The 23,271-nt window shown below is 37.8% G+C and carries 18 protein-coding genes and 1 pseudogene; 13 read left to right on the top strand and 6 right to left on the bottom strand.

The window, feature by feature from the left end; genetic code table 11:
• The first annotated feature begins 58 nt into the window (after window positions 1–58).
• A complete protein-coding gene (locus RCG22_RS11915) occupies window positions 59–1,459 on the top strand; it encodes a hypothetical protein (protein WP_308106972.1) in 1,401 nt (466 codons plus the stop codon).
• A 122-nt stretch (window positions 1,460–1,581) separates the two neighbouring features.
• Here RCG22_RS11915 and RCG22_RS11910 read toward each other — a convergent pair whose 3' ends face one another.
• Together RCG22_RS11910 and RCG22_RS11905 are read right to left on the bottom strand one after the other, a co-directional pair.
• Window positions 1,582–1,896 (bottom strand): DMT family transporter, encoded by a 315-nt coding sequence (locus tag RCG22_RS11910; protein ID WP_098260704.1) that lies wholly within the window; start codon window positions 1,894–1,896, stop codon window positions 1,582–1,584.
• Window position 1,897: 1 nt separating this feature from the next.
• Window positions 1,898–2,251, bottom strand: a complete 354-nt coding sequence (locus tag RCG22_RS11905) for a DMT family transporter (protein WP_098260703.1) — start codon at window positions 2,249–2,251, stop codon at window positions 1,898–1,900.
• 220 nt (window positions 2,252–2,471) lie between these two features.
• Here RCG22_RS11905 and RCG22_RS11900 point away from each other — a divergent pair, with 220 nt between their 5' ends.
• Window positions 2,472–2,864, top strand: a complete 393-nt coding sequence (locus tag RCG22_RS11900) for a globin domain-containing protein (RefSeq protein ID WP_308107142.1) — start codon at window positions 2,472–2,474, stop codon at window positions 2,862–2,864.
• 45 nt (window positions 2,865–2,909) lie between these two features.
• Here the strand turns inward: RCG22_RS11900 and RCG22_RS11895 are convergent, their stop codons facing one another.
• The 3 genes from RCG22_RS11895 to RCG22_RS11885 all read right to left on the bottom strand — a co-directional run bounded on the left by RCG22_RS11895 (window position 2,910) and on the right by RCG22_RS11885 (window position 6,079).
• On the bottom strand, window positions 2,910–4,205 hold the full coding sequence (locus RCG22_RS11895) for an ABC transporter substrate-binding protein (RefSeq protein WP_308106971.1): 1,296 nt from the start codon (window positions 4,203–4,205) through the stop codon (window positions 2,910–2,912).
• A 78-nt stretch (window positions 4,206–4,283) separates the two neighbouring features.
• Window positions 4,284–5,111 carry a carbohydrate ABC transporter permease gene (locus RCG22_RS11890; RefSeq protein WP_308106970.1) on the bottom strand — a complete coding sequence of 276 codons (828 nt, stop codon included), beginning with the start codon at window positions 5,109–5,111 and terminating at the stop codon, window positions 4,284–4,286.
• Window positions 5,111–6,079 (bottom strand): carbohydrate ABC transporter permease, encoded by a 969-nt coding sequence (locus RCG22_RS11885; protein WP_308106969.1) that lies wholly within the window; start codon window positions 6,077–6,079, stop codon window positions 5,111–5,113. The genes RCG22_RS11890 and RCG22_RS11885 overlap by 1 nt, the downstream gene beginning before the upstream one ends.
• Before the next feature lie 205 nt (window positions 6,080–6,284).
• Here RCG22_RS11885 and RCG22_RS11880 point away from each other — a divergent pair, with 205 nt between their 5' ends.
• The 11 genes and pseudogenes from RCG22_RS11880 to RCG22_RS11830 all read left to right on the top strand — a co-directional run bounded on the left by RCG22_RS11880 (window position 6,285) and on the right by RCG22_RS11830 (window position 22,312).
• Complete coding sequence (locus RCG22_RS11880) at window positions 6,285–8,105, top strand: sensor histidine kinase (protein WP_308106968.1); 1,821 nt, start codon at window positions 6,285–6,287, stop codon at window positions 8,103–8,105.
• Window positions 8,102–9,691, top strand: a complete 1,590-nt coding sequence (locus tag RCG22_RS11875; RefSeq protein ID WP_308106967.1) for a response regulator transcription factor — start codon at window positions 8,102–8,104, stop codon at window positions 9,689–9,691. Before RCG22_RS11880 ends, RCG22_RS11875 begins: the two co-directional genes overlap by 4 nt.
• Before the next feature lie 209 nt (window positions 9,692–9,900).
• A complete protein-coding gene (locus RCG22_RS11870) occupies window positions 9,901–11,697 on the top strand; it encodes a histidine kinase (RefSeq protein WP_308106966.1) in 1,797 nt (598 codons plus the stop codon).
• Window positions 11,672–13,264 (top strand): response regulator, encoded by a 1,593-nt coding sequence (locus RCG22_RS11865; RefSeq protein WP_308106965.1) that lies wholly within the window; start codon window positions 11,672–11,674, stop codon window positions 13,262–13,264. Before RCG22_RS11870 ends, RCG22_RS11865 begins: the two co-directional genes overlap by 26 nt.
• 26 nt (window positions 13,265–13,290) lie before the next feature.
• Entirely contained in the window at window positions 13,291–14,613 is a 1,323-nt protein-coding gene (locus tag RCG22_RS11860) for an ABC transporter substrate-binding protein (protein WP_308106964.1), read from the top strand.
• Between the two features lie 338 nt (window positions 14,614–14,951).
• Window positions 14,952–15,894 (top strand): annotated as a pseudogene (locus RCG22_RS11855) (ABC transporter permease).
• Between the two features lie 18 nt (window positions 15,895–15,912).
• On the top strand, window positions 15,913–16,794 hold the full coding sequence (locus tag RCG22_RS11850) for a carbohydrate ABC transporter permease (protein WP_098260695.1): 882 nt from the start codon (window positions 15,913–15,915) through the stop codon (window positions 16,792–16,794).
• A 57-nt stretch (window positions 16,795–16,851) separates the two neighbouring features.
• On the top strand, window positions 16,852–18,468 hold the full coding sequence (locus RCG22_RS11845; protein WP_308106963.1) for an ABC transporter substrate-binding protein: 1,617 nt from the start codon (window positions 16,852–16,854) through the stop codon (window positions 18,466–18,468).
• Window positions 18,469–18,575: 107 nt separating this feature from the next.
• On the top strand, window positions 18,576–20,054 hold the full coding sequence (locus RCG22_RS11840) for a glycoside hydrolase family 32 protein (RefSeq protein ID WP_308106962.1): 1,479 nt from the start codon (window positions 18,576–18,578) through the stop codon (window positions 20,052–20,054).
• A gap of 94 nt (window positions 20,055–20,148) precedes the next feature.
• Window positions 20,149–21,135 carry a carbohydrate kinase family protein gene (locus tag RCG22_RS11835; protein WP_308106961.1) on the top strand — a complete coding sequence of 329 codons (987 nt, stop codon included), beginning with the start codon at window positions 20,149–20,151 and terminating at the stop codon, window positions 21,133–21,135.
• A gap of 37 nt (window positions 21,136–21,172) precedes the next feature.
• Complete coding sequence (locus RCG22_RS11830) at window positions 21,173–22,312, top strand: Gfo/Idh/MocA family protein (protein WP_308106960.1); 1,140 nt, start codon at window positions 21,173–21,175, stop codon at window positions 22,310–22,312.
• 35 nt (window positions 22,313–22,347) lie between these two features.
• On the opposite strand, the gene RCG22_RS11825 is transcribed toward RCG22_RS11830, so the two are convergent.
• Window positions 22,348–23,142 (bottom strand): AraC family transcriptional regulator, encoded by a 795-nt coding sequence (locus RCG22_RS11825; RefSeq protein ID WP_308106959.1) that lies wholly within the window; start codon window positions 23,140–23,142, stop codon window positions 22,348–22,350.
• Window positions 23,143–23,271: the final 129 nt, after the last annotated feature.

Genomic DNA, 23,271 nt, shown 5'->3' with positions numbered 1-23,271 from the left:
CCAAATCTATGTAAACTGCTAAAATATAGTATAGATTATCCAAATGGGGTGAAAAAACATGAATCCATCTAATCCGAATCCAACTTCACGATCAAGCGAAATTGATTTACATACAATCTTGTCGTATCAAAATAAAGAAGAATTAATAAAGATTATTCTTGACCTGTCCGAAGATAACCCCGATATTGAAAAACAGCTGCTTTTCAAATACACTCCTCAAAAAGACGAAATTTCATCTGCGAAAAAGCTTATTACGGCATCTATAAATGGGGCAAAAAGAAAAGGATTTATCGATTGGCGTCACGTTGGCCAAGCACTACAAGGAGCAGAATTAACTCTCCAAAAAGCACAGGAAAAAGTTGAGAAAGGTGAATGGGAGAGTGCTGTTTTATTAGCACTTGCTGTCATGCCGCCGGTTGTAAAAATGCTCAATTTTTCTGATGACTCAAATGGGTCGATCGGTGACGTTATGAATTGGGCGATAAGAACAATTGACGATGCTGTTACTAATAGTCCTCCTAATTTAAATGACAAAGAAAATAAGGGGCTTTTTGACGCAATTATAAAAGAAGCATTAAAAGCACATTATGATGGCTGGAGCGATTGGCGCTATGCTCTCTTAAAAACTTGTACCAATTATTCTCCTGCGAAGGATTTGAGAATAAAGTTAGAAAAACAGCTGGAATCCCTCCTGTCGAAGGCAGATACCTCCTGGAGTGTTAGATATGAAAGAACACAGATAAAATTGCTTCAACTCGAAATCATTGAACGATGTGATGGGGCAGACCTGGCGGAGAAATTTATTTATGTAAATATCCATGAAAGTGAGTTTCGTGAAAAGGCAATCGCTCTTGAAATGGAAAAAGGCGACTACAAGAAAGCGATTCAACTTTGTTTGGATGGGGAAGAAGCGGACAAGGAGTATCGAGGCCTTATTCATAAGTGGAAGGAATACCGATATCAAGCCTATGAATTGCTTGGAGAAATCGAACAACAAAAGCAGTTAGCAAGAGAATTGTTATTCAAAAATGAATTTAGCTATTACTTAAAACTCAAAGAATTATATCCTGTAAACGAATGGGATGTTGTTTTGAATAAGATTGTCGATGATTTTAACAAGATGGATTACCAGCCCTCCGTGTACCTGTCAATTTTAAAAGAGGAAAATTTAACGGCAGAGCTTTTAACCTATTGTCAGAGTAATATTCGGTCTATTATCGATCTGTATCCCTATATAATTAAAGATTATTTAGAAGAAGTGAATGAGCTTTTTATTAAGTATATTGAGTACTCAGCTGAGGAGGCTACCGATCGGAAAAAATATCGAACGGTTTGTTCTATCATAAAAACCTACAAAAAAGCTTGTGGAACCATCCATTCACATAAGCTAATTGGAGAATTAAGAGAAAAATATAAACGCCGACCAGCGCTTATAGAAGAGCTTGGAAAAATTAGGTGAGCCGATAGGAGATTAAAACTTTGCTGCACCATTTAGAAATTGTGGAGGTTGTGGCACTGAAATAATGAGGAGAATGCCTCCCGATGAGTTAAATCGTTAACGAATCTAGGGGCAGTCTCCTTTTAAGAAAGTATCCTCAATCCAACAACACCAACGATAATCACTAGAACACTAATAATGCGCCCAAGGTTTTTGGACTCTCCAAATAGAAACATATTAATAAAAACAGCACCGGCCGTCCCAATTCCGACCCATACAGAATAGGCAATACTTAGTTGAAGAAACTGAAATGAGATATATAAAAATATCAACGATGCACCGAATCCGCCAATATAGAGAACTCCATTTCGGAATGTTTTTTTCTGACTATATAATTTAAGCCCTGCTGCACCGGCGACCTCACTTGCAGCTGCTAAAAAGACGAGCAACCAGCCCATATTAGGCAGCTCCCTTCATGGCGTCTTTTTCATCGGCTTCTTCTTTGTCCGAGAGATTTAATCCAATCACGCCTAGAACAATCATCATGATAAAAAAGGCCTTCCCAAAACTAAAGCTTTCCCCAAAAAGATAGATATCCATTAACACTGTACCAATGGTACCTATCCCGGCAAATATTGCATAAACGGTACCGGTAGGGAGAGTCTCACATGCTTTAGGTAAAATATGATAATCTAAAAAAATAACGCCAACAACGATGGCCCATTGCCACCACGTTTGTGCCTCATTAAATCCATATACCCAAATTAATTCAAATAAACAGGTTAAACCTACGTAAATCCATGCCTTATTCATTTCTTACACCTCTTAAAAGAACGCTGGTTCCATCTTAATGAAGTCCCAGCATATTATATTAGGATACCACAATCTTTTAGAAAGTTGTTTTAAACACCTTTCCAAAGCATGGAAAATTTTCTGTTTCTATATTTCCTGTGATATAAATCACAAAAACAAGGTGGCTTTACCTTTATAATTATCAAAAATAGGGGAAAAACTATAAGTGGATGGTGACGAAATGGAATATAAACTTAATTCGCTTTATGAGGAAATAGGCGGGCAGGAAACGATTGATCAATTGGTCAATGCTTTTTATCCGCGCGTATATGCTGACCCGGAATTAAGACCATTGTTTGAAGGGGATATGGAAGAAATAAAGCGCAAGCAGAGAATGTTTTTGCCGCAATTTTTAGGAGGTCCGGCCCTTTACAGTCAGGAATTTGGCCCGCCCGCCATGCAACACAGGCATATGCCCTTTGAAGTAACACCGAGAAGAGCTGTATGCTGGCTTCGCTGCATGAAAGAAGCATTTGAAGAAATTGGCCTTGATCAGCAACCAGCTGGACATGCATTTTATGACCGCCTAACGCAAGTGGCTGGAATTATGGTCAATAGCCCGGATCGTGAATAATAAAAAAGGCTCTTCTCATAGTGAGAGGAGCCTTTACTGTAAATCCTACTTCTTTAATTTTGCCCAAGTTGCATCGAGTGCTTTTTCTGTTTCCGCTTTAGATTTTTGGCCGCCAACATATGCCTGTAGGGAGGCACCAAATTCTTGACCGGCACCATCAGGATACTTCATGAACTGCCAAGAGTAAGTTTTGCCTTCTTGTGAATATTTTTGAAGATCTGCACCTAGTGGTCCAATATCTTCTGCTTTTGCTTCAATGGTTTTAAATGCAGGAATGTATTTAAACTCCTTGACTAAGGCTGTTTTTCCTTCTTCAGATGTTACCATCCAGTTTAAGAAATCTTTTGCTGCCTTTTTATCAGCTTCAGGTGCTTTGTTATGAACAACCCAGTTCGTAGGAACGTCAACCATTAATTTATCTGCTTGAGAGGCATCATCCGTAAGTGCCAATGGAATGAAACCAACCTCCATGCCTGGAGTTAATTTATCCAACATCGGCTGAATCCAGTTCCCTTGCTGAATCATTGCCGTTTCACCGTTGGCAAATTGAGTTACTTCTGTATTGTAATCAGTTGTTAATGGATTTTTATTACCATATTTTATGGTTAAGTCGACAAGCTTAAAGTAGTCATTGAAGTATTTGTTGCCTTCCATTTTATTTGTACCTTCGTTTAAACCTTTAATGAAGTTCTCATCATCTGATTGTTGGTAAGCAAACGGAACATTAAGACCATGGTTTGCTAACACCCACCATTCAGCATAGCCTACTGAGAAAGGAGTAATCCCGGCGGCTTTCAGTTTTTTCGAGGCAGCTTCTAACTCTGAGTAGGTTTTTGGCAGTTCTGTAATCCCGGCCTTTGCAAATAACTTTTTATTATAAGCAAAACCATAGCCTTCCATATTAACAGGCTGGCCATAAATTTTTCCGTCGATAGTCATAGGTAGTAACGCGCTCTCATAGGCATCCTTTACCCAAGGCTGGTCAGATAAATCTTCGAATTTATCCTTCCATGTTTGAGCCTCTTGATAACCGCCATTCCCAAAGATATCAGGAGCTTTATTGGAAGCAAACTTCGCCTTCAGTGCTGCAGCACCATCAGCGCCGCCGCCTACAGTTTCAATATTAAAAGTAACGTCCGGATGCTCCTTTGTATACTGGTCTGTTAACGATTTCAATTGATCAGCGATTTCAACCTTTCCATTAAAAAGATCGACCACTACTTTACCGTCTTTTTCACCACTTTTTTTATTTCCTGACGTGCTGTCACTAGAACAAGCTGTAGCTAATAGAAGTGAAGCGGATAATACACCTGCAAGTAAAGAATACTTTTTGATCCCCATTTCATTTTCCCTCCTGGTAGTTAAATCTATTTTATAGTTGTCTAAGCTATCTGTCATGCAGATAGCTGAGGTTGTACCTTATTTAATGGAACCAGATGTAATCCCTTTAATAATGTGTTTTTGCATCGCAAAGAAGAAGATTAACAACGGAATGATGCCCATGACCAATGCGGCAAGTGCTAAATCCCACTGCTTTGTATACTGTCCAAAGAAGGAGAACGTTGCTAACGGAATCGTTTTTAATTCCGGATCCTGAAGAACGAGTGATGGTAATAAGAAGTCATTCCAAATCCATAAGCTGTTTAAAATAACGATGGTAACTGTAATCGGTTTTAATAGTGGAAAAACGATCCTCCAGAATACGCCAAACCTTGTACAGCCATCAATAATTGCTGCCTCTTCAAGCTCGACAGGTATTCCTTTGATAAAACCGTGATATAAGAATATTGTCATCCCTGAGCCAAACCCTAAGTACATGATGACTAGGCCCAAGATGCTGTTTAATAGTCTAAATGTACTGGCTGTTTTGATGAGCGGAATCATAATCGATTGAAAGGGAATAATCATTGCCGCAACAAAGGTCATGAAAATTACATGGCTGATCTTCCTTTTTGTTCGAACCAGCATGTACGCAGCCATCGAACAAAAGATCACTAGAACAACATTGCTTGCTATAGTAACAATTAGAGAGTTTGTAAATACCTTTAAATAGTTCAATTTTTCAAAGGCGCTCACATAGTTTTGAAACTCCAGAACCTGCGGCAAAGCCGATGTGTTCGATAATATATCAGCGAATGGTTTCAAGGAGTTTGAGATCACATAATAGAAGGGAACCAAAAAGGAGATACCGAGCACGATGGCAAGGATTTCAACAATAAAGGTTTTTCCTGTATACCTGCTTCCCATTAGGACTCAACCTCCTTTTTCTTCGAATATGTTACTTGAATAACTGATATTGCAGCAACGACAAGGAAGAAAATAAGTGCTTTTGCTTCACCAATTCCATAGCGGTTATTAACAAATGCTTCTGTATAAATGTTAAGTGCTAACATTTCGGTTGACTTGAATGGACCTCCATTTGTCAGGGAAAGATTCGCATCAAAGACCTTAAATGATGATGCCGTTGTTAAAAATAAACAAATGGTTACGGCTGGTGCTACGAGTGGCATTGTGATGTGTCGAAGAATCTGCCAGCGATTGGCCCCGTCAATTTTGGCTGCTTCAATTAATTCTTGAGGGACGTTTTGCAGGGCAGCGATATAAATAATCATAATGTAGCCTGCACCTTGCCAAACACTGACAATCACGATTCCCCAGAAAGCGGTATTGGCATCACCTAACCAGGCTAACTCAAAAAGAGGAATCTTGGTTAACTCACCAATCGATGCAAAGCCTTTGACAAAAATAAACTGCCAGATAAAACCTAATAAAAGACCGCCAATCAAATTAGGCATAAAGAAAATTGTTCGTAAAATATTTCTCGTCTTCAGCATTTGGGTGACAAGTAATGCTAATCCAAACCCAATCGCATTCGTTAAGATAATGGCAACTAAAGTGTATTTCGTTGTAAGTTTGAAGGAATCCAGGAATTGCATGTCCTCCGTAAAGATGTACTTGAAATTGTCCAAGCCCACCCATTTGACTGCCCCCGTGATCCCGTTCCAGTCTGTAAAGGCATAATAAATACCTGTAAAGAAAGGGATCAGAACAATGAGCGTAAAGGCTAACAATACGGGTCCGACGAATAGAGCAAATAATCCTGCATCCTTCAGTTTCTTCTTATTATTTATGGAAACTGACTTTAACGCTTTCGTATTCTTTTGAAGTTCTAATGCTGAGGTTCCTACTTTTTGCAACTTACTATGGCTATTCATTACCTGCACCTCCATACTTTCATTTTAGAGAATAATGAAAACTATGAAACGGCTTACATTGACCACTAGGGTGGAAAATATTGAACAGTCAACATGATAGACAAGTCAATATATGCCATTTCAATGAAAAAGGAATGTTGTTACAATGGAGAAAATTCATTAATTGGAGGAAGGTTAGTTCATTCTGAACTGACTAAGTTGATATATGCAGTGGGGGATTCGAAAAAAGTTAATTATATTTTTATTGCTGGTAACGGTTCTACCTTTCGGGAGTTCAATTGCAATTACTTATTACCAAACCACCAAGTCACTTAATAATCGCTTTGTTTCGACCAACCATGATCTTATTGTAAAAGGAGAAGAAGAACTAATAGTTTATTTGGAAGATGTGGCCCAAATGTCCTCCGTTCTATATCGTTACACACCTTTTATGAATGTAATGAGGGATGGACTAGCACAGAATTTAGGTGCGAATCAGGAAGAAGTTCGCCGCGCACTTGCCTATTTATTTAATACAAGGCCAGAGATCGAACAAATGCATTTATATATTGATATTGGAAAAGATTCGTATACGAATTATCATTCAAGAATAAGCGGGAGGGGAAAATATGAGAGTATTTTGTCGCATCCCTATTATTCCAAATTAACTCGATATGACGGCTTTTCACTGATTGAACCGCCACATGAAATCTACAGCTATAACAATATTTCTGTCATACCAAACTCGGAAAAGAAAAATGTATTAAGCTTTCATAACATTCTTCGAGACGTTCCATCTGACAATCTATTAGGTTTTTTGTCAATTGATATCAATCTTTCAAAAATAAGTGCGATGGCCGACCGCTTATATACAAAGGGTTTGGAAGACTTGTATATTATGGATGAAAAAGGAGTTATTATCTACTCCTCAAATGAAAACGTTATTGGTAAGGAAAATAAAGAGAAGTGGTTCGTTCAACTGAAGAAAAAGTCTTCTTTTAGTAAGAGTATGGAATGGAAGGATCAACAATTCTCGGGTGTGATTGTTCATAATAAGTTTTCTGCCCCCTACAAGAATTGGTATATTGTTAAACGAATTCCTTACAATGTACTCTATCAAGGCGCTAGAGAAACCGCATTTATCAATATTTTAATCGGTATCGTGACGCTTGTTATCGTCTTAATAGCTACCATGTTTGTTTCCTTTAAGATTACGGCCCCGATAAAGGTATTAATTGATAACATGAAAAAAGTAGAAAATGGTGAATTTAAGGCAGATTTTGATTCCTTAGGTAAGGATGAAATAGGAATGTTGGGAAGACATTTCAAATTAATGATTGCGAAAATCAACGATTTAATTGAGCGAGAATATAAATTGGATATCGAAAATAAAGAATCACAGCTGCGAGTCTTGCGGTCGCAAATTAACCCGCATTTTTTATATAATGCCCTCCAATCAATTGGTACCTTAGCGTTGAAATCGAAAGCGGTTCCTGTGTATTCCTTACTCACTTCTTTATCCAAAATCATGCGATACAGCATGAATATGAAAGAGGACATTGTCCCGTTTATCTCAGAGCTGATGCATGTGAAATCCTATTTATTATTACAAAAACAGCGCTTTGATGAGCAGTTTGAATTTGAAATAAATGCCTCCAAAGAAGTCCAAGAAATTCTTATACCGAAGATGATTTTGCAGCCAATTGTGGAAAATTGTTTTAAACATGGGTTTGATCAGCAGATTAAAAAAGCAACCATTCACATTGACGCGAAGCTGCAAGAGGATGGAATGGCATCAATTTCTGTAAGTGATAATGGAATGGGCGTAAATGAGGAACAGCTAAATTGTATCAGACAGGAATTATTTACAGGGATATCCAAACAAGAAAAACAAAGAGAAACCATTGGTTTAAAAAATATATATGACCGTTTGCAGATCTATTACGCCAATCAAGCGCATATGTCGATTGACAGTAATGAAGGAAGTGGATTTACTGTGATTGTTCAGTTCCCTAATGTTATCCAAAAAGAGGTGAAGCATTCATGAAAGCATTAATCGTTGATGATGAAAAGCACGTTCGTGAAGGAATTAAGATACTAGGTGCTTGGGAACAAAACGGAATTGACGAAATTTATGAAGCTGGAAATGGCGAAGATGCCATTCAACTTATTCAAGAGTATAAGCCGGAGATTATTTTTTCAGATATGAAAATGCCAAAAATGGATGGCGTTTCACTTCTAGAATGGATCAAAGGAAATCACCCGACCGGCAAAACAATCGTTGTAACCGGTTATGATGATTACCACTACATGCGTAAAGCCATTCATTTTGGCAGCTCTGACTATCTCTTAAAGCCGATTGACCCCGAAATCTTAAATCATACCCTGGAATCAGCTGTGGGGGAATGGAAAAAAGAGGAATTAGACAGGGAAAGAAAAGAAAATAGCTCGCAATTGATTAATGAAATGAAACCGATTTATCGGGACCGAAAGCTTACCAAGCTGATGAATCGTGATCATATAACGGAAGATTTATATGAGGGTTTCGGAATTCATCCGTCTGATCAATATCAAGTAGCCCTTGTTCGGATTTATGGAAAGACAATTGAGGCATTTCATGACGATCGAGATTTAGCCTATTTTACAATTCTGAATGTCATTAATGAAATTATGATGGAAAATGAGTGTGGAATTGGATTTCGTTATTTATCCAATAAAGGTGAAGTAGTCATTATCTTTTGGAACAAATTTGAGCAAATCGAGAAACTATTAAAACAAATTTATCAGCTGCTAAGAGAAGCGATGAATATTTCTTGCCCGATCGTTTTAGGAAAACCGGTACATAAGAACAACAGTTTAATGGATTCCTATCATTATGCCAAGCAGCTATATTTCAATCGTAATATCTTGGCTGCTGAAGAATGTCGCGTCTATGCTGAGGATAAACTGCCAAGTCATTCATTAAGAAATCTTATGGACTACACAGCTCATATAGAAATGGCAGTACATGCTGGGGAAATGGGGGCCTTTGTTGAAGTGATCCACCAAATCGAGTTTGATTTTGCAGCAGACCACTTTCTAACATTAAAACAGCTGCTACATTTAGAAAATGAATATTTGGTCATTAGCAATAGCTGGTTTAAACATTATCATCTTCCCGTTTTAGCAACAGAAGAAATCGAAAAACGAATGGATCAATTCTTTGATGAAAATGGTACCTTTAAGCTGGAGGAGTACATTCAGAGAAAAAGACGAGAGATTGCTATCTTTTTAAAAAAGGTAAAGAAAAGTACTGTTCAAAAAAATAGTAACATCATTTATGAAATCGAAAAGTACTTGCAAGCAAACTTCGACCGCGATGTAAAACTGCAAGAGATTTCCGAGCATTTTTATATCAGCAGAGAATACATATCGAGAAAATTTAAACAAGAACTTAATGTGAATATCTCAGATTATATCGTTAAATTCCGGTTGAAGAAGGCAAAATCCTTACTAAAAAACAGTCAATTAAAAATCTATGAAATTGCCAATATAATAGGCTATCAAGACGATAAATATTTTCGAAAAGTCTTTAAAAAGGTCGAGGGGATTACCCCGAATGAATATCGTGAAGTACATATGAAGTTAAAATGAGCAGAGCCACTGGGTTTCTGCTCGTTTTTACTTTGGCAAAAGGAAAAGGTATGAAAATAACACATAGCCTGCTGCCGAAAGTACAGATTGGTGTCCATCCCGTGGTAAGTTCCAAAGGGATATGTTAAATTGAATAGATAATAATAGTCAAAATATATAGATTCAGAAATTGAATGTAAGGGTTTTCTTTTTTGTTATGGAGGGATACCATGTTTTTTTCCTTACGGAATCGCTTATTTATCATTTTTACTTGTTTATTGACGATTCCATTAATGATTTTGTCGATTATTATCCCACGCTGGTTTACATCTATTATAGAAGAGCAGACGCAGGATTTAACGATAGAAGCGATGGATCAGTACTCGCTTTATATTGACTCGATTACCACGCAGGCGGAGGATTTAGGAAAACAGGTTCTGGTAAATCAAACCACACAGGAGTGGTTAAGGTTAGAAAAAAAAGATGAAGAAATATCAAGAGAACAGAGCTTATTACAGAAGAATCAACTGAAAATGCTGCTATCCTCGATGATGGTGAACAATTCAAATGGGATGTCTATCTCCGTCGTTCTGAATAATGGGGAAGGGGCATGGGGCAATAATCCTAATTTACACAACCTAGATTGGTTTCAAGACTTTACAATCCATGAACAACGATTTGTAAAGTCACATATTGATCCTTATATGCCAGGACAAGGAAATAGTAATAGTTTTATTTTGCCCCTCGTTGATTTGAATACGGTAGTTTCCTACGGATTTATAAAGGTGAATTTCCCTTCAACCTTGCTGGAAACAGCCTTAGGAAAAATCTCGATTGGAAAAAAAGGAAATGCATATTTATTGGACCAGCAGGGAGCAAATGTGTTAGAGGGGAAGATCGATACCCCGAAATGGGTATTAAAAAATAGTTTATCTAAAATAAAAAACAATCAAAAGCAAAAAGGTTTATTAGAAACGGATTATCACGGAGAAAAATATTTTGTTTTTTTTCAAAAGTTAGCCGTTGGTGATTGGATTCTAGTTAGTGAAGTCACCAAGTCTGATTTATTCTCAAAAGTGAATATTCTGCAACGCAACCTACTATTAATCAGTGCTCTCGTTTTTTTATTAACCATTGTTGCTTCTTTCGTGCTTTCATCTAAAATCGTTAGCCCGTTAGGAAAACTAGCAAAAGCAATGAAATTTATTGAACGTGGGGATTTTTCTGGTGCCAAACGCTTTTTACCAACCATAAAATCTTCTAACGATGAGGTTGGTTACGTTGTAAGGGTATTTGACCATACTGTCGATCAATTGAAGAATTTAATTGAAACAGAATATGAGGCCAACATCCGTCGAAAAGATGCAGAATACAAAGCCCTATTACTTCAAATCAATCCTCACTTTTTAAACAATACACTTGAAATCATTGGGGGATTAGCTGTTCAAGGGAAAAATAAAGAGGTCATGAATGTAAGCATCTACTTAGGCCGGATGATGAGGTATTCCTTGAATACGCAAAATGATGTGGTGAGATTGGGTGAAGAGGTCAGCTATATCCGCAGTTATACGGATATTTTAAAGGTGAGATATGAGGATGCTATTACGATAGATATTGTGGAGGATCAGGAAACAAAAAATCTTCCTATGATAAAATTCATTCTCCAGCCCCTTGTTGAAAATGCTGTCAAATATAGTTTTATAGAAAAAAATACGGCTGAAATTTTTATTAAAACGAAAAAAGTTAATAATCAAATATTGATAGTTCTAGAAGATAAAGGGATCGGCATGTCTGAAGAAGTGATTGCAGACTTATTGAGTGAAGAAACAAAGAATGAAACGATTAGTGTCTTAGCGAGCGAAGGTAATAGCATTGGTCTCAGGAATGTCCTTGGCCGATTAAAACTTTACTACGGTCAAAACTTTACCTATAAGATTGAATCTGAAAAGAATGTTGGCACGAGGATTACATTGTGTATAAATTTTAATCGAGGTGATATACATGATGAAGGTCATCATAACGGATGATGAAATTCAAATTCGTAAAGGCTTGCGGATGAAAGTGGATTGGGAAGAGGAAGGATTCCAAATCGCAGGAGAGGCCTCCAATGGGAAAGAAGCACTGGAATTACTCCGTACTATGGAAATTGATTTGGTCATTACAGATATGAGAATGCCGATTATGGATGGAATTGAATTGGCTAAACAATGTCAGCAGGAATTCCCAACAGTAAAAGTAATCGTATTATCGGGGTATTCCGATTTTGAATTGGTCCGTGGTTCCATGAAGGAAGGGGTTAAAGACTATCTGTTAAAACCGGTGGCCCCTGATGAATTAGTAGAAGCCTTACAAAAAGTCCGAAAAGTAATAGAGGAAGAGAGGAGAAAACAAGTTGAAACGGCCCAGATGCGTCAGCTTGTTCTTACCCAATTGCAAGAAGTACAAGAACAATACTTGCTCTATTTAGTAAAAGAGGAATGGTTACAGCTTAATTTGGTCATTGAAAGACTCCGTCAACTTCAACTAGAGGAACTTGTCAATGAGAACGCAGTCGTACAATTTATCACCGTCGAAATTAGAGAGAGTTTTGGTAATCCCAATCGATTAAAAGAGCTCTGGCTTCCTTTTCAAATGTTATGCAAGGAGATCTCTAAGGAGCATGTAGGAACTTATTCCTTTTACGACCCAAGCTATGCCAATATGATTCATTTTTTACAGAGGATTGATTTAAGAAGTGTTAATAATTCGTCACGTTTAGTGGATTCCTTGCAGCGGAATGTGAAGGAATTGCTGAATTTAGAAACGGTGATCGGAATTGGCAATGTGGTCACTGGTCTAGCTAATTTTAAGACAGGTTATATTTCTAGTTTGCTTGCTTGGAGTCAAAGTCAACTAGGCTCTTATTCTCAGGTGGTTGATGAAGCAATCACAAAAGAGGAAGCATTTGAGTTTTCACCTGATTTTGAAAGAAAGTTAACCAATGCCATTGAAAATGCTAATTTCGATGCGTTTAGAGAATATATGCACACTTTATTGCGAGGGAACAGGAATCAATCGATTTTATCGTTTTCGTTTGCTGCCAATCGAGTGTTATTTTTGTTAGGGTCGCTGGCAAGAAAATATGATATCGAAACGTTAGATAATCAAAAGACGATTTGGAATTGCCAACAAAGTATCTGGGAGCTCAACTCTCAAAGAAAAGTGCTTGAACACCTACTGCAATTAGCACAGTTAATTATTGAGAAAGTACGTTTAGCCCGATTTTCAAATGGAAAATTAATTGTGGATAGTGTTCGGCATTACCTGGACCAGCACTATGCCAGTGAAATTTCTTTGACCCTTTTATCAGAACTGTTTCATATTAATAGTGCTCATTTATCGGAAACCTTTAAAAATTATGTGGGGCAGAATTTTAGTGATTATTTGGTGAAGGTACGTATGGACAAGGCCCGGCAATTTCTGAGAGATCGACAGCTTAAAATCATTGATGTAGCAAACTTAGTTGGCTTTTCAAACTCCGGCTATTTCAGTACGGTTTTTAAAAAACACGTGGGACAAACACCGGTTGAATTTCGTAATTCCTTAGATTCCTAAGTTTCAAAGAAAGAAAGGGAATGAAGATGAAAAAATGGTTCACTGTTTTTGCAATTATACTTTTGAGTATTTTAGTGTATTCTTTGTCCTTTTTTGATACATTCTCTGGCAGCCAAAAAGATAAAGTGGATAAAACGAATGCTCGAGGCAGAATCCACCTTAATTTCTGGCGCAATGGCGGGAACGTCGCAGAAAATAAAGCATTTGAAGAATTAGTTTCTGCTTTTGAAAAAGAACACCCCAATATTTCGGTGAATATGAAGTCAATTCCCTATAGTAATTATGAAATAAGGCTGCGAACAGAACTAGCTGCAGGAAACCCTCCGGATATTTTGACAATTGACAGCCCTACACTGGCTCTATACGCAAATACCGGATCGCTATTATCTATTGATCCATTTATGAGAAAAGAGGGGAAGATTGATGATATTCCTGCTTCTACTTTAAAAGGACTTAGTTATAAGGGGCAGATTTACCTTGCACCGATTGTTGAGTCAAGTATTGCTTTATACTACAATAAACATTTATTGCAAGATGCCGGAATACCTCTTCCTTCAGAAAACCCCAATAACCCCTTAACGTGGGATGAAGTATTAGAGATAGCAAAAAAAGTAAATAATCCTGCAAAAGGCGTGATCGGAATTGACCCGGCACAGGGATTTAATGATGGAGAATCTCCTGCTTATTTTAAAACACCGCTTCTTTGGCAGTTTGGTGCTAATATTTTAAGCCCGGATGGAACTACTGCAAGTGGATATTTAGATTCAAAAGAAGCATTAGAGGCCCTTCAATTTTATCAAGATCTATACCATAAAAATGGTGTTGCCGCATTTGAATTACCCCCAGCTGTGTTTGAGTCAGGCAAACTTGCGATGACTGTGCTTGGTTCTTGGACACTGGCAGATTTGGAAAAAAATCACCCTGAATTCAAGCTGGGAGAAGATTTTGGAGTGACCCCACTGCCAAAGGAGAAGTATCAGTTTGTTCCAAATGGAGGATGGGCGCTTGGAATCACGTCAAAATCAAAACACCCTAAGGAAGCATGGGAGTTTATTAAATATGTGACTGGTTATGAAGGAATGAAAAGGTATGTAACGATAACAGGTGATGTTCCTGCAAGGTACTCTGTAGCAAAAGATTTCCCGGAGCTGAATGAATATCCCAAGAACATATTTTTACAGCAAACTCAAAAATTTTCAAAGAACCGTCCGGTTACTCCTGCATATCCCGTTGTCAGTGATGCAATTAGGAGATTATTTGAGGATGTAGGAATCGGCGGAAAGGATGTAAAGACTGCGGCGAAAGAAGCGGTAGAAAAAATCAATACAGGTCTTAAAGAAATCAAATAAATAGGGAGCATCAATTTAGAAAAATATGCCTCTCTATATGTAAATTACCCGTTCGGTAAAAAAATAATATTTTATGATAGCAGCTCCTCTAGTTCTGGTACTAGAGGAGATTTTTTTGATTCTCCTGAGATGTTTATTAAATCGAGAGTCTAATTGTCCTTATAAAATGGAACCGTTTTCAACTGCCGAAAATTTTAAACCTCGTTTTCCAAAGATATTAAACTCTCCCCTATTCTAAATTTGTTAAAGTTAAAACCAGATAAAGCAATAAAATCAAAGCCAATTGATAGGAGGTTAAGAGCTTGCAAGAAATAGTAAATGTCCAAAAAGAACCAGCTATAAAGATCCATGCGGAAAAGAAAGCAGCATCGAAACTTAAAAACAATCTCGAATATATCAAGAAAAATTACCATCTTTATTTACTTGTTGCGCCAGCGGTTATTCTAACAATCATTTTTAAATATATACCGATGTATGGAGCGATTATTGCTTTTAAAGATTTTAGTACCATCAAAGGTATTTTAGGAAGTGATTGGGTCGGTTTTGATAATTTCACTAAATTCTTATCTTCACCGAACTTTGCAGACATCTTTATGAATACGCTTAAACTTAGTTTTTTTGGATTAATCGTAGGGTTTCCAGTCCCAATCATCCTTTCAGCTTATGCTGAATCAATTACGCAGAGCAGCCATTAAAAAAAATATTCAACTTGTGCTCTATGCACCAAATTTTATTTCGGTAGTTGTTATCGTTGGTATGGTATTTATTTTCTTATCACCAACAGGTCCTATCAATCAACTGGTTAGCTTTATAACAGGAAAGCCGCTTATGTTTATGTCAAATCCAGATTACTTCCGATCGATCTATATTATCTCTGGTATATGGCAGGCAGCAGGGTGGTCATCGATTATCTACGTTGCCGCTTTAGCGAATGTTGACCCTGAATTACACAATGCAGCAACGATTGATGGAGCAAATATTCTCCAAAGAATGATCCATATCGATTTACCGACACTGAAACCATTAATGGCAGTAACATTTATTTTGGCTGCTGGAGGGATCATGTCAATTGGATTTGAAAAAGCTTATTTAATGCAAACCTCCATGAATTTACCTTCATCTGAAATCCTGCCAACTTATGTATATAAGGTAGGCTTGCAGTCAGGTGACTATGCTTATTCAACAGCAGTTGGCCTATTTAATTCAGTCATAAACGTAATTCTATTAATTGTTGTAAATAAAATTGTCAAGAAATTAAACGAAGGAGAAGGTTTATATTAACAAAAAAGGAGTCTTGATATGAATATTAAGCACACCCGCATAGACCGAATCATATTAGGCTTTAATAATATCTTTCTATGCATCGCTGTATTAGTCGTGTTAGTTCCCTTGGTTTATGTAGTTCTTGCATCATTTATGGATCCTACCGTTCTATTAAACAAAGGGATTTCATTCAATTTTTCAGATTGGAGTTTTAAAGGATATCAGTTAATTTTATCCAATGATGCAATGGTGCGCGGCTTTATCAATTCCATTCTTTACTCGGTAGGATTTGCCGTTATTACTGTTGTCGTCTGTATTTTCGCTGCCTATCCGTTATCGGTAAATGGTTTTGTCGGGAAAAATTTCTTCATGACATTATTTATTATAACGATGTTCTTTGGCGGTGGGCTTATCCCAACTTACCTAGTAGTGAAAGACCTAGGAATGTTAAACACCCCTTGGGCTATTTTAATACCGGGAGCCGTGAATGTATGGAATATTATCCTGGCAAGGACTTATTTTAAAAGCATTCCTTATGAATTGCATGAAGCAGCAAAGGTTGATGGAGCCTCAGATCTATTAATCTTTTTTAAAATCGTACTGCCGCTCTCGAAACCAATCATCTTCGTTTTAGCGATGTATGCATTTGTTGGTCAATGGAACTCCTATTTTGATGCGATGATTTATCTCGAAGATCCAAAATTGCACCCATTACAATTAGTTTTAAGATCGATATTGATTCAAAACCAGGCTGGTCCTGGAATGATTAGTGATCAGCAGGCAATGGCTGAACTTAAAAAGCTCTCTGAAATGATTAAATACTCATCGATTGTCATTTCCAGTCTGCCACTAATGGTCATGTATCCATTCTTCCAAAAGTACTTCGAAAAAGGTGTCATGGCAGGTTCATTGAAATAATGAGCCGCTAGTATAGAAACATGTAAATACTTACAACAACACTTAGGAGGCTATTTAATGAAAAATGTAAAAAGAGTACTAGCTGTATCACTTGCATCAGTATTACTAGTTTCAGGCTGCAATAACGCTAGTAAAAGTGAAACAGCATCATCAAAAGAATATAAACTAAAGAATGTATCATTTCCTTTAAAGGAAAAAGTGACATTGAATTTTATGACACAAAGCTCGCCATTAGCTCCAGCTGACCCTAATAAAAAGTTAATTTATAAGCGATTAGAAAAGCAGTCAGGTGTTCATATTAAATGGAAAAACTACACCTCAGATGCTTTTATTGAGAAAAGAAACTTAGCAATGGCGAGCGGCGATTTGCCGGATGCCATCCTGGATGCCGGGTTTAATGACCATGATCTATTGAAACTAGCAAAAGATGGGGCAATTATTCCTGTTGAAGATTTAATTGAGAAGTATATGCCTAACCTGCAAAAGGTTCTAGAGGCTGCCCCTGAATATAAAGCAATGATGACGGCACCTGATGGACATATTTATTCCTTCCCATGGATTGAGGAGTTAGGTTCAGGAAAAGAAAGTATTCACTCGGTTGATGATTTCCCATGGATCAATGTGGAATGGTTAAACAAACTAGGTTTAAAAATGCCGACAACAACCGAAGAATTAAAGCAAGTATTGATTGCCTTTAAAACAAAAGATCCAAATGGCAACGGCAAAGCGGATGAAATCCCGATGTCGTTTATTGGGAAGCAAGCAGGCGGGGAAGACCTGGCATTCTTATTTGGCTCATTTGGTCTAGGAGAAAACTGGGATCATACGGTTGTAAGCAATGATGGTAAAGTTACGTTTACAGCATCAGATGAAGGATATAAAGAGGGTATTAAATTTCTCAATGAGTTATATAAAGAAGGTCTAATCGATGTGGAAGCATTTGAACAAGATTGGAACACCTATTTATCTAAAGGTAAAGATAATCGTTATGGTTTATATTTCACTTGGGATAAAGCAAATATTACTGGTATGAATGACAAATATGACCTAATGAAACCGCTAGCTGGTCCAGATGGCCAAGTGAATGTAGCCAGAACGAATGGAATGGGATTTGATAGAGGCAGAATGGTTATCACAAGTTCGGATAAGAACATTGAACTGACTGCAAAATGGATTGATCAATTATATGAACCAAAACAATCTGTTCAAGATAACTGGGGTACGTATGGTGATAAAACTCAACAAAATATTTTTGAATTAGATGAAGCAGCAGGAATGTTAAAACATTTACCTTTATCAGGTACAGCACCAGTGGAATTAAGACAAAAAACAAATATCGGCGGACCATTAGCGATTTTAGATGAGTACTATGGAAAGGTTACCACCAAACCAGATGATGCAGCATGGAGATTAGGGCTAATGAAGGACGTAATGGTTCCTCATATGACTGCAGAAAATATATATCCAAGGGTATTCTTCTCCTTAGAAGATAGCGACAAGCTGACTACCATTGAAACAGATATGTTTGCTTATGTGATGAGAAAACGTGCGGAATGGATTCAAAATGGAAAAGTGGAAAAAGAGTGGGATGGATATTTGAAAGAATTAGACCGTTTAGGTTTACAAGATTGGATAAAAATCAAACAAGCAGGATATGATAGAGCGACAAAATAATAGATTAAAGATTTGGCTGAGGCTGTACAGTACAAGCATACGTACAGCCTTGTTCCAATTTAGTAGGATAATTCCATCTATCAAAATATTAAAAGGAGCGACAAATAATGGAACAATTATATAAAGAAAAGCATCGTCCGCAATTTCATTTCTCACCAGAAGAAAAATGGATGAACGATCCAAACGGAATGGTCTTTTTTAATGATGAATATCATCTTTTTTATCAATACCACCCATTTGGTACGACATGGGGACCGATGCACTGGGGCCATGCGGTTAGTAAAGATTTAATTCATTGGAAACAGCTACCGATTGGGCTGTATCCAGATGAGCATGGAGCGATTTTTTCTGGTAGTGCCATTGTGGATTGGAATAACACATCAGGTTTTTTTCAGGATGGACCTGGGTTAGTGGCCATTTATACTAGTGCTGATAACTATCCAGATTCCGACAGACCACGCCAGCGCCAAAGTCTTGCTTATAGCAATGATAACGGAAGAACGTGGATTAAATACGAGGGAAATCCAATCCTCTCTGATGTCAATATAACCGATTATCGCGATCCCAAGGTTTTTTGGCATGATGAAACGAATAAATGGGTGATGGTATTAGCTACTGGACAATCCGTTACCATTTATACATCGGCTAACCTAAAAGATTGGGAGTTTGCTAGTGAATTTGGAAATAAAGCTGGTTCACATGAAGGCGTTTGGGAATGTCCCGACCTGTTTCGTTTGCCAGTAGATGGTGACAAAAACAAGCAAAAGTGGGTCATGTTTGTCAGCATTGGTGATAACCATGATTTCAAAGAAGGGTCAAGGACCCAGTATTTTGTAGGTCAGTTTGATGGAACAACCTTTGTAAATGATAATTCAGATGAAACAATACTTTGGATGGATCATGGCAGGGATAATTATGCAGGCGTAAGTTGGTCTGATATCCCAGCTGAAGATGGAAAAAGAATTTATATTGGCTGGATGAGTAACTGGCGTTACGCAAATCAAGTACCAACGGAAGAATGGCGGAGTGCGATGACCTTGCCAAGAGAATTATCGTTAACTTCTAGTAAGGAGGGAGTTCGCTTGGTACAGCGAGTGGTACCGGAAATTAATTCGATTCGAAAAGGTACAGAAGTTTTTCAAGATCTAACAATTGGAAAAAACCAACCTGCTATATTTAATCTGTTCAGTCCACTAATGGAAGTAAATATAGAATTAAAAAAACAAACTTCTAATTCCTTTGGTATCGTATTACAAAGTTCCGACGATGAAAAGACAGTAATTCGTTACGATGTGGAAATGGAAAAGTTATTTGTTGACCGTACAGAAGCTGGGGATAATAGTTTTTCAGAATCATTCGCGGCCGTACAAGAAGCTTTTTTAAAGATGGAGAATAATAAAATCAATCTACAAATCTTTATCGATGCTTCATCTATAGAGGTATTTGCTGAAGATGGTAAAGTCGCTTTCACTAGCTTAATCTTTCCAAAAAAACCATATGAACAGCTTGTTTTATTTTCGGATGAAGGAAAGATCCTAGTATCCTCATTAAAATTAACCGAGCTAGATTCCATTTGGGTGAAGTAATTGCATTTTACAGCAAAGCTCTAATCGAATATCTCGAGTTAGGGCTTTGTTTTTGCAGTAAGAATGATTTTTAAACAAAGAAAGGTTGAGGGGAATGAAAACGAATTCATCAGTCATTTGTATCGGAGAATTACTAATTGATTTTTTCTGTACAGATGTGGACATTGACTTAGTTAAAGGACGTAATTTTGAAAAACAGGCTGGGGGAGCCCCTGCGAATGTGTGTGCATCGATTGTGAAACTGGGGGGCAATGCCTTATTCAGTGGAAAAGTTGGCAATGATCCGTTTGGGCATTTTTTAAAAAATGCATTAGATGAAGTGAATGTTGATACCTCCATGCTTGTGCTCGATGATGAGCATCCAACAACATTAGCATTTGTTTCGTTAAAAATAAATGGGGAAAGGGATTTTGTTTTTAACCGTGGCGCAGATGCTTTCTTAACGGAGAACGATCTGGATAAAGAAAGAATAATGGAATCTAGTATTCTACATTTTGGCTCAGCGACTGCTTTATTGGATGATCCATTTCAAACCACTTATTTAAATTTAATGCAGGATGCTAAAAATAAGGGGAAATTTATCTCATTTGACCCTAACTTTAGACATGACCTTTGGAAGGGAAGAAGAGAACAATTTGTAAAGTTGGTAAGAAAGGGAATCGCAATCGCTGATTTTGTCAAAGTCAGTGATGATGAATTAAAGATTATCTCGGGAGTAGATAATTTAACAGAAGGAATCGCTGCCCTTCATCAAATAGGGGCAATAGCAGTAGCCGTTACGTTAGGGAAAGAAGGGACATTGATTTCAAATAATCATCACATCGAAACCATCCCTAGTATTGTAGTTGATGCAATCGATTCTACCGGTGCGGGGGATGCTTTCGTAGGAGCAACGCTTTACCAGCTGGCGAAAGCAGAAGAGCCGAAAAGTGTTTTAGAAGACTTCGCACACCTAAAACAAATCATTTCCTTTAGTAATAAAGTGGGAGCGATGGTCTGCACGAAAGTAGGGGCCATTTCTGCCCTGCCGACCCAAGTGGAAATAAACAGTTTTAAAGATACACTGATTAAAAGCCTTTAAGTCAGGCCCGTTTAATAAGTTTAAGGGAGAGTATGTAATGAAACTAGGTTTTATTGGTTGTGGTGTTATTGCGATGGCACATGTTGAAGGATTGAAAGAGTTAAAAAGAAACGGGATCGAAACATTTGAATTGTCAGCGGTTTGTGATATTCAGCAGGAAAGGGCTGAGCAGTTTGCTTCAGAGGTGGAAAAGCGGTTAGGCAACCGTCCTGCAGTCTATACGGAATATCGTTTGATGTTGGAAAAAGAACAATTAAATGCCGTATCCATCCCGATCAATCATGATTTGCATCATACAGTAGCAGAAGATTGCTTTGCAGCAGGGCTTCATGTACAAATGCAAAAGCCGCTTTCCATTTCCCCGTCTTTCGGCCGGAAAATGATCGCTGATGCAAAAAAGTATAATAGAGTCTTAACATTATCCGAACCCAGCGTATTAGGGGCAGAAAATGTTGCAATTGCTGAGGCAGTAAAAGAAGGTCTGATTGGTCGAGTATCTTTCATAATTGATTATGCAACTGTTACACTAAATCGCGGATTTTTCGCCGGGACGCCATGGCGTCATATGAAAGGGCAAGCAGGGGCGGGCTGGATCAATGATCATGGAGTTCATAGAACTCACTTTTTTACTGAGATTAATGGTTCGATTGATGAAGTTTTTGCCTATACGGAAATTTTTGAAAAAGAATTAAGTAATGGGAATGTAACGGTCAAACCTACGGGAGAAGACACGGCCGTTACGGTCTTCAAGTTTACAAATGGAGGACTCGGTCATTGGATGTGTGCTACATCAGCCCATGGTGAAGGGACCGGAGGTGTGTGGATTTATGGAAGTAAGGGATGCCTTCGCCCTGGGCTTCATGCAACTCTTGAAGATGGGAAAAAAATTCTGATCCCGGAATTGATTGAGCGGTTTGCCCCGAATATCGTTGAACATCCATTCGCTCATTCCTATGTAGAATTATGGGAAGCCATTGCTGAAAATAAAACACCTATTTCGAGTGCGATGAGAGGCCTGGAAGCATTAGGAGTTGTATTTGCTGCTCTTGAATCTGCAACAATCGGCCAGCCCGTTAAAGTACAAGATATACTTAATGGGAAAAAACATGCCTATGAAGATACCGTTCTGGAAGAGATGAAATCAATCTTATCACTGGAACTTAAAGGATTGAGATAATAGAAATAGGTTAGTAAATTAGGTACAGCCCTTTCTTAATTAAAGGAGGGCTTTTCACATTCTCTTCTTCTGTATTCCCCAGGTGCGACCCCGTACTTCTTTTTAAATACTCGATGAAAATAAGAATAAGCCCCAAATCCGCATTCATCTGCAATCTGCTCGAGTGTCATCGAACTATATTTCATCCTCTCAATTGCTGCAGACATACGAATTTCCAGTGCATATTCCATCATCGTTTTACCGATGCTGTTTTTAAATAAATGGACGGATCGAGAGACGCTGAGTCCAGCATGAAGAGCCACCTCTTCTACTTTAAAATTGGACGTTGCATGCTCTTCGATATAGCGCATCATCCGAGTTACCGAGTAGGGGTGATTGATGGTTGTTACTGTCTCTTGGACTGTCCGTTCCAGCGTTAAACAAAGTGCACGTAGCAAATAGCCAGTGAGTTCTTCGTTTTCAATCGATGCCGGGCGGCGTTTTTCCATCATGATATGACGCCATAGGGCGAGCAGTTTTTCATCCAAATCGATTCGCGAGATATCCGGCTTGGTAGAACGGCTCCACCAATCGTCCAGCCAAGTACCATCGCAGACTAAATGATAGTCCCCGCTGATTTGTCCATCCTTAACCAATAATTCATAGTGATCACCTGGTTTAATAAGCAGGAGGTCACCTTTCTCTAAATTTACTTTTCTCCCCTTTACGATAACTTCACAATGTCCTTCTGCTTGCAGGCGAAATAGATAAGAGGGATATCCAGATTTATGTTGCGAATGATAGCCATTAGTGTGAAAGGAATAGCCGCAAAATAATATATTTGTTGTCATATGCTCACCTTCTGGAAAAATAAAATAGCAAAATAGTCGATGTTTCAATTATATCATCTATGTTTCTTTGTATAGAAAAAGTTTAACATGGAATCAAATAAGTAAGGCGTAATCGGACTGAGAAGGAGT

Origin of the sequence: Neobacillus nitrireducens, from assembly GCF_030915405.1 — a bacterium.
In the GTDB taxonomy this organism is placed as follows: Bacteria; Bacillota; Bacilli; order Bacillales; family Cytobacillaceae; genus Neobacillus.
The sequence above is the reverse complement of the archived record's forward strand: the minus strand, read 5'-3'. Positions and strand labels throughout refer to the sequence as shown.